This window comes from Candidatus Hydrogenedentota bacterium, assembly GCA_012523015.1.
Lineage (GTDB): Bacteria > Hydrogenedentota > Hydrogenedentia > Hydrogenedentales > CAITNO01 > JAAYBJ01.
This window is the reverse complement of sequence record JAAYJI010000011.1, coordinates 1-6,601: the sequence shown is the minus strand read 5'-3', so window position 1 is coordinate 6,601 and position 6,601 is coordinate 1. Positions and strand designations below refer to the sequence as shown.

Annotated in this window: 7 protein-coding genes and 1 CRISPR repeat array; all 7 genes read right to left on the bottom strand. The window is 43.0% G+C overall.

Annotated elements, in window-relative coordinates; genetic code table 11:
* Position 1 precedes the first annotated feature (1 nt).
* Positions 2–357: a CRISPR direct-repeat array (repeat unit 30 nt; unit sequence TTCAATCCACGCCTCCGCGAGGGAGGCGAC).
* A gap of 157 nt (positions 358–514) precedes the next feature.
* Entirely contained in the window at positions 515–805 is a 291-nt protein-coding gene (gene cas2, locus GX117_00665; protein NLO31858.1) for a CRISPR-associated endonuclease Cas2, read from the bottom strand.
* A 2-nt stretch (positions 806–807) separates the two neighbouring features.
* Positions 808–1,839, bottom strand: a complete 1,032-nt coding sequence (gene cas1c / locus GX117_00660) for a type I-C CRISPR-associated endonuclease Cas1 (protein ID NLO31857.1) — start codon at positions 1,837–1,839, stop codon at positions 808–810.
* Positions 1,836–2,501, bottom strand: coding sequence for a CRISPR-associated protein Cas4 (gene cas4, locus GX117_00655; GenBank protein NLO31856.1), 666 nt, complete (start codon positions 2,499–2,501; stop codon positions 1,836–1,838). Before cas4 ends, cas1c begins: the two co-directional genes overlap by 4 nt.
* Complete coding sequence (gene cas7c, locus GX117_00650) at positions 2,498–3,331, bottom strand: type I-C CRISPR-associated protein Cas7/Csd2 (protein NLO31855.1); 834 nt, start codon at positions 3,329–3,331, stop codon at positions 2,498–2,500. The genes cas4 and cas7c overlap by 4 nt, the downstream gene beginning before the upstream one ends.
* Positions 3,312–5,267, bottom strand: a complete 1,956-nt coding sequence (cas8c, locus tag GX117_00645; protein ID NLO31854.1) for a type I-C CRISPR-associated protein Cas8c/Csd1 — start codon at positions 5,265–5,267, stop codon at positions 3,312–3,314. The genes cas7c and cas8c overlap by 20 nt, the downstream gene beginning before the upstream one ends.
* A gap of 1 nt (position 5,268) precedes the next feature.
* Positions 5,269–5,988: a type I-C CRISPR-associated protein Cas5 gene (gene cas5c / locus GX117_00640; protein NLO31853.1), complete on the bottom strand. Its 720-nt coding sequence runs from the start codon at positions 5,986–5,988 to the stop codon at positions 5,269–5,271.
* 34 nt (positions 5,989–6,022) lie between these two features.
* On the bottom strand, positions 6,023–6,601 hold a 579-nt coding region (locus tag GX117_00635), incomplete at its 5' end, for a hypothetical protein (GenBank protein NLO31852.1).

Here is a 6,601-nt window from a genome sequence, read left to right as displayed (position 1 = left end):
TTTCAATCCACGCCTCCGCGAGGGAGGCGACCCATTGAAAGACCCATCGGCAGTATTGGATTATGTTTCAATCCACGCCTCCGCGAGGGAGGCGACCTACTCCACTGTGAAAGCGGTGGCAGACGAAGAGTTTCAATCCACGCCTCCGCGAGGGAGGCGACCCGAGTTGTTGTCGAAACAGACGAAAATAAACAGTTTCAATCCACGCCTCCGCGAGGGAGGCGACGAATGGTGTAAGGATTTTAGACAGCCTTACGGTGTTTCAATCCACGCCTCCGCGAGGGAGGCGACAATAATATTTTGCGCAGTGCATCAGCATAATTTTGTTTCAATCCACGCCTCCGCGAGGGAGGCGACCGCAACATCTCTGTTGCCCATATTCTACCACCCCTATATAAAAGGGTTCAATTTTTCTTTTACTTGTTTTCCTTCTTTTTCAAGAGGTTTTTACAAGCTTTTCATCGATTTTTCCTGCGAACCTTTCGGCTACAGCGGCATCACTTGCTGTTCGCAGTCAGAATATCAGGGGCTCATCCATCGGTGTGATCGCTTTCGCACCTATGTGGACTACTTTTCCTTTCCACTTATCACCAAGAAAGTAAAATCTCAAGGAATCTTTTTCTTTGTCGATAATTTCTTCCAGCCTGATTTGCAATTGACTGGCTTGTCCATAGTCTATCAAACATTCAAATACTGAGTTTTGCACACGCAAGCCATAGCTTTGGCAGGTTTTTGCGACTCGTCTGAGGCGTTTTTTCCCACCCTCGCTTTCCGTGTTTACGTCATATGTGACTAACACCAACATGTTTACTCCATAAAGAATGGCGGATATTCAGGAAGATCTCCGCGAATGTGCCGACTTAGTAATAGGCTTTGTACATGGGGAAGCAAGCCATACGGGATCTTCTCTTTCAAATATGGGTGGATTATTTCTTGCTTCTTTCTTTCCTGCCAGGCTGTCAGGACTTGTTTTCGGGTTTCGTCATCCATCAAAACCGCCTCGCTTTCTTTGATTAAAAACCCGGATGGTGAAATTTGACGGCGGTTGACCAGGGTTAATGCAAGCCGGTCACATAGTATTGGTCTGAATTCTTCCATTATGTCGAGTGCCAAAGAGGGTCTGCCGGGACGGTCTTTGTGCATAAAGCCAACATAGGGGTCGAGTCCAATTGACTCAAGGGCTGATCTGGTTTCGTTTGCCAGCAACACATATAAAAATGAGAGCAAAGCGTTCATTCTATCAAGGGGCAGACGGCGATTGCGCCCGTTCATGGCAAATTCATCTTTTTGTTGTAGGATCATCTCGTTAAAACATGAAAAATATTGCTTCGCCACATAGCCTTCAATGGCGATTAGTTCTTCTGTGTCTTTGGCGTCTTTGGCAGACTGAATGCTTTGTTTAATTTTTTCGGATACATCCCGCAATTTTGCTTGATCAATGACCATGCTATGGTCGCGGATTGTTCGCTCGACAACTTTTCGTTGGTTGTAGATTTTCGCGTAAACGATGTTCCTGGAGATAGAGAGGGATTCTTCTTTGGATTCGGCAAGTGCAAATTGTTTTCTGCGTAGCAAAACGTTTCCGCGGATGTTTCCGGAGACATTTGCCAAAAATTTGCCATAGGGGGTGAGGAAGGTAAGATTTATTTTTCGCTCAACGCAAGCCCCCATCAGTTTTGGGCTGATACCGATCCAATTGAAGCAAACGATGGCATCCAAATTGAGCAGGGGCAGCCTGGTTTTCGGTTTTTCTTCGACCTCGACAATGATGGTTTCTCCTTCGAGGCTAAGAAAGGCTTCGGGGATGGTAACATAGAGGACGTTTCCGAGTTTCTTCATTGGTCTTCCTCCAAAAAGCGCTGTATATATTTTTTGACATCGCTTGCTTCGGTCTGGATGGTTGGCAGGCAAATTTCCACCAGTGAACATGATTTGCATTCTTTTTTATAGCGTGCTTGTGGGGTGTAGCCGCGGGCATAAAGCTGATGCATCTCTTTCGCGGAGTTGGTAACCAAATCGCGCAGTTGCTGGTCCAAACTGACCTCGGTGCGATGGCGGGTTTTTCCATAATAGAGGAACGCTCTTTCAACGGTGACAGAGAGCATTTCTTCGAGGCAGATTGCCTGAGCGCAAAGCTGCACTTCGTCCCGGGCATCGGGTTTTGGGAGCCCGCGTTTGTATTCGATGGGAATTGGTTTCCAAAGACCGGAATGACCTGCGAGGTTGACGCCATCTTTTGAGGGGTGAAATTCGACAAGGTCGCAGACGCCGGTGAGACCGAGCTTGAAGGAACGCACGGGAAGGGAGCGCGAGACGATCAAGCTGGGTCCCGACTGGTTTTCAAAGGGATCGTCAACCCGTTTGTGGAATTCATGCCCTTTGATGGTAAAGATGTTTTCGTCCCACTGCTGTTCAACCGTGATTAACGCCCATGACCTCCGGCAAAAGAGGAAATGGTGAATTCCCGATAACGGCAGCAGTTCGTCTTCTTGATGGGTCATCCTTCTATGCGTTCAGGAGTAAGTCCTTCCAAAGGTTCAACAGTTACCTTGCCATCTTTGTCGGCTTTAACGGTGCGGTGAACCTTTGCAGAAGAATATTGACCCGATTTGTTATTATGTTCAAACCAGACAAGTTCTACCACCTGCATAGAGCCACTTGGACGCGCAGAAGATTCATCTCCTTCAAAAATGGTTGCCAATGCTTTTTTAATTTCATCCGCATCTTCTCTCGAAAAACCGGTTTTTTCGGCAAGTTGGGGACTGATACTGCCATAGGTAACATACACTCCTTGGCTCACTCGGTGTTTCATACCCATGGTATCAGAAGATTTTCTGCCATCCTCAGTGGTTTCACTATTGACAGACTTCGTGATTTGAATAGATTCGATAATCACAGGTTCTACACTAAATGCAGCCTGGATGGTGACAGGTCCCCTTATACCAATGGAAACTTCCGCAGTGTCTTTACCTTTTTTAAAAGCAAAAACCTGACCAAAGGAGCGAACATCCATCCATTGTTCACAAACCTTCGCAGAAACAAGTTCCTTGTCTTTCTGTTCTTTCTTGTCCAAAGTAGCAAGAAAATGATTGAACCGCTCAGATAGTGATTTTTTTTCATCTGTCTTGTTATCATCCATTTGAACAAAAATAGCGTTTCCCATTTCTTGTAACCGATTGCGTATTTTACACTTCAGACATACGTCCGAAACCTCGCCCAAACCGTCACTGGTAGTGCGGGGTCTGTTGCCACCCAGCGGGTCGCCGTTTGGGTTTGCGTTTTTTGCCGTAAATACAAGTGCAAAGTCGATTTTATTCTGTAATGTCGCCATCATTTGTTTCCTCCGATTGTTCAGTTTTGTCTTTTTTTAACAGGGCTCTGTTTTGAGCCGAATAACCAAGAAGGTATAACGGTGAAAGAGGGGTGTTACTTTCAAAGTCTCCGCTTTTGAATAAAACCATGATCTCATCAATTAGCGATTGATAATACCCCGCACCAAACAATTGATTTCTGTAAGGAATCAGTTGATTGTACAACTGACCCCAGGTGGAATAAGGTTTCACCTGAAAGGCACTCATTAGCTTAAGAGCATTGGTTGTTCTTGTATCCTGCTTTTCTGCTTTGTAAAGTGCTGTTCGCTCTAATTTGTCAGCGACCGCCAGCAGCCTACCGAACAAATAGTCTCTGTCTGTTCTTTCTTTTTCCAGTTCCAATGGAATTTCCTCCGTTTCTTTTTTATAATATTTGCGTATTAGTGCACAGCTTATGTTGACAGATTTTCGCCAATCATTTTCGCTGAACTTGCCATTTTTATCCATAAAGCCCATAGGGTGAGAGGCGCGGTTTGCTGCCATTTCCACCAGATTTTTCGGGAAAGCAAAGTTACCAAACATGCATTCCAGCAGCTGTTTTCGGGTTTTCTTTTTTAATGTAGTGTAGGATTTGTCCCCTCGATCTTTTCCGTAAACCGCAAAGATAATTTCATCATAAGAAGGTGCGCCGATATATTCAACACGAGATGATTTCAGCTCAACGGTATCATCAGTAGGCTTTTTCCAGGCAGTTAGAAAATAGGATGTATCCTCGTGCCATTGCACGATTTTTCCAAGATATTCATCCTCTGAAAGCTCTTGATAAAAGACAAGTCCCATTCTTCCTGTAGTTGCTGAGTCAAAGGCAGCAATGCAGATTTTTCGGGCATGTTGTTTCAGTACATTTGCGTTTCTGTAACCCTGCAAAACACTTCTTAACTTTACTGCGTAATCTGCGTAAACTTGTCCTTTAAGCTCTTCGAGCCTTTCCCCTTCTGTTTGTATATCGGCTTGTGTGTCCTCGATTAAAATATACGAGTTATCGTATAATTTTTCGTTAACTTCCTTGTTATCGTCTACTGCCCAGGCAACAATTACCTGGCTATCAACATTGTAGCCATAATTTGAAATGAGCCATCGCAGCATTTGATGCACTTTTTGAGAGTTTTCATAGTCGATGATTATTGCATCATCTTGTTTTGCAAAGCGACCGCGAAAAGTGAATTCTGTCTTATCGTTGCAAGAAAGAAGCTTTGCATTACCAGTTGTTGAATTGATGTTTTTTGGATGTTGGGTGGCAATTTTTCCTACATCGAGACCACTAATGTAATCGAAAAGAGACTTTGTAAAGGATTTGCTGCCCAAAACATATTCTTTCCATAAATCGCGCAATTCTTCACTCTCCCAGACATTGATGAAACCATCTCCGGTTTGGACAGTGAAACGAACACCCAATTTTCTTATCTTTTCATAATCCAACCGGTTATGTAATGGAGTATCTGTTTGTTCTTGGTATTCATTATCTTTAAATATTGCACTGCCTTCCAGATCCTCTACGATGGTCTGTCCAGATATATAAGTATGTATAGCGTTTAAACTTGGATTTTGACCTTTCCAGTTTTTCAATTCAGATAAATATTTTTTAGTTTTTGCCTTATTGATGCCACCAAGGTAATCCAATTGATCGCAAAGTGGATGAGCTTCCACATTCGTGGTACGCCCTGAAGAACCTTCTGTACAGGGAATGATGATTGTTATCTCTTTTTTATCTCGAGTGGCACTCAAGAATTTACCATGTTGGGCTAAATTCACACAAATTGTTGACTTGAATGTTGTATGAAAAATGGGTAAGAGAGTTTTTTTCTCATCGATGACACCATCCTTCACACTCCCCGCGATACCTATAGCATTTTCAGAAAGTTCATAGGTTTCCAATAGATTTTGAAACAGTCCCATATTATTCCTCTCCGACTTCATCATCCACTGACAGAAGGTTCTGTCCGATCACAAATTCTTTAACAATTTGCTCTTCGAATACAGTTCGTCGTTTTATTACAGGGCTGTTCGGTGGAGGAAAGATAATAACTCCATCGTGCATGGCACAGTTAAAAAAACGTACATTGAAACTTTTTTGCATATTTTCATCCGGGTAGTCAATTCCATGGAGCATGAATCCAAAATCGAGCTGACCATAATCATCATAAAAACCATCTCCATTGCCAAACTCGCATGGTTCAACGTAAGCCTGGCACTCCCTCGTGCCTAAAAAGACATCTCTTCTGCCTCCTCTTTCAATACTGCGCTTGGCAATATTGTGGTGTTTATTTTCATTTCGGTCGGTCAACAATTCAGGTCTATATTCGTTCCATTCAAAATGCGCAAGAACCTGATAGTGAACATCCTTAAGATAGGTGTAATAGGCAAGCTCGTTTCCACCTCCCATTTTTATGGGGCGAATCCCCTTTCCTTCTGTCTGGATTTTATTCATGATGCGCACCGCATCTATCAGCCAAACCAAGGTCGGCTTCCAGTAGACAGATTCCAGTATTCCCTTAATAGCTTGATATGTGGGTACTTGGTATGAGAATTTCTCACCTCCCACACGGGTGATTGGATCCGAAAACAAGGCGTACCTTCCGTATACTTCAAAGGAAATGGAATTTCGCTTTTTCTCGATGGTTTTCAAAACATCATCCTTCACGTGTTTCCTCCTAACAAATATTAAAATTATGGATTGGTTCTAAGATAACCCCTGTTTCTTGTGAATAGTAGCTCGTGCAAAGCAACATTACACCGGAATCCTCGTCGAGGGGATGGAGGGCGCCTGCGTTACGAAGCTTATTGTACTCGTGTTCAAACAAGGATACGCAGTATTGCTGTAGTTTTTTTAGTACCTTGAGCTTTTCTTTTGTGAATACATCTTTCGGTTGTTTATTGTAGGCATCAACCAGGTTATCCACCCGATCTTCCTTTTTTTCGACTTTAGTATTATTAAATAAAGTAATCACAGTTCTTGTGTTTTTTTCTATTACGTAAAACTCTTCACCAGCAGTTCGAAATGCCTGTGGCACCATATGCTGAAACTGCTTTCCTGTTCTGTTTTGGTAGTAGTCGCGCCCTAGTTTGTTGTCGGAAAGCATACGATATAAAGTGGTGTCATATTTAACCGGGTAATCCAATTCGCCATTTTTTTCCTTCTTTTCGAAATATTTCACATAGTAATGATGCATAATCGAGTCGTCGATTAATTCTAAATCAGGGTTCTTAGTTTCAATGATTTGCTTAGTGAG

Excerpts from the sequence above, each read along its gene's own strand:
- cas2 (NLO31858.1), bottom strand. The coding sequence starts at position 805 with ATGTTGGTGTTAGTCACATATGACGTAAACACGGAAAGCGAGGGTGGG.
- cas1c (NLO31857.1), bottom strand. The coding sequence starts at position 1,839 with ATGAAGAAACTCGGAAACGTCCTCTATGTTACCATCCCCGAAGCCTTT.
- cas4 (NLO31856.1), bottom strand. The coding sequence starts at position 2,501 with ATGACCCATCAAGAAGACGAACTGCTGCCGTTATCGGGAATTCACCAT.
- cas7c (NLO31855.1), bottom strand. The coding sequence starts at position 3,331 with ATGGCGACATTACAGAATAAAATCGACTTTGCACTTGTATTTACGGCA.
- cas8c (NLO31854.1), bottom strand. The coding sequence starts at position 5,267 with ATGGGACTGTTTCAAAATCTATTGGAAACCTATGAACTTTCTGAAAAT.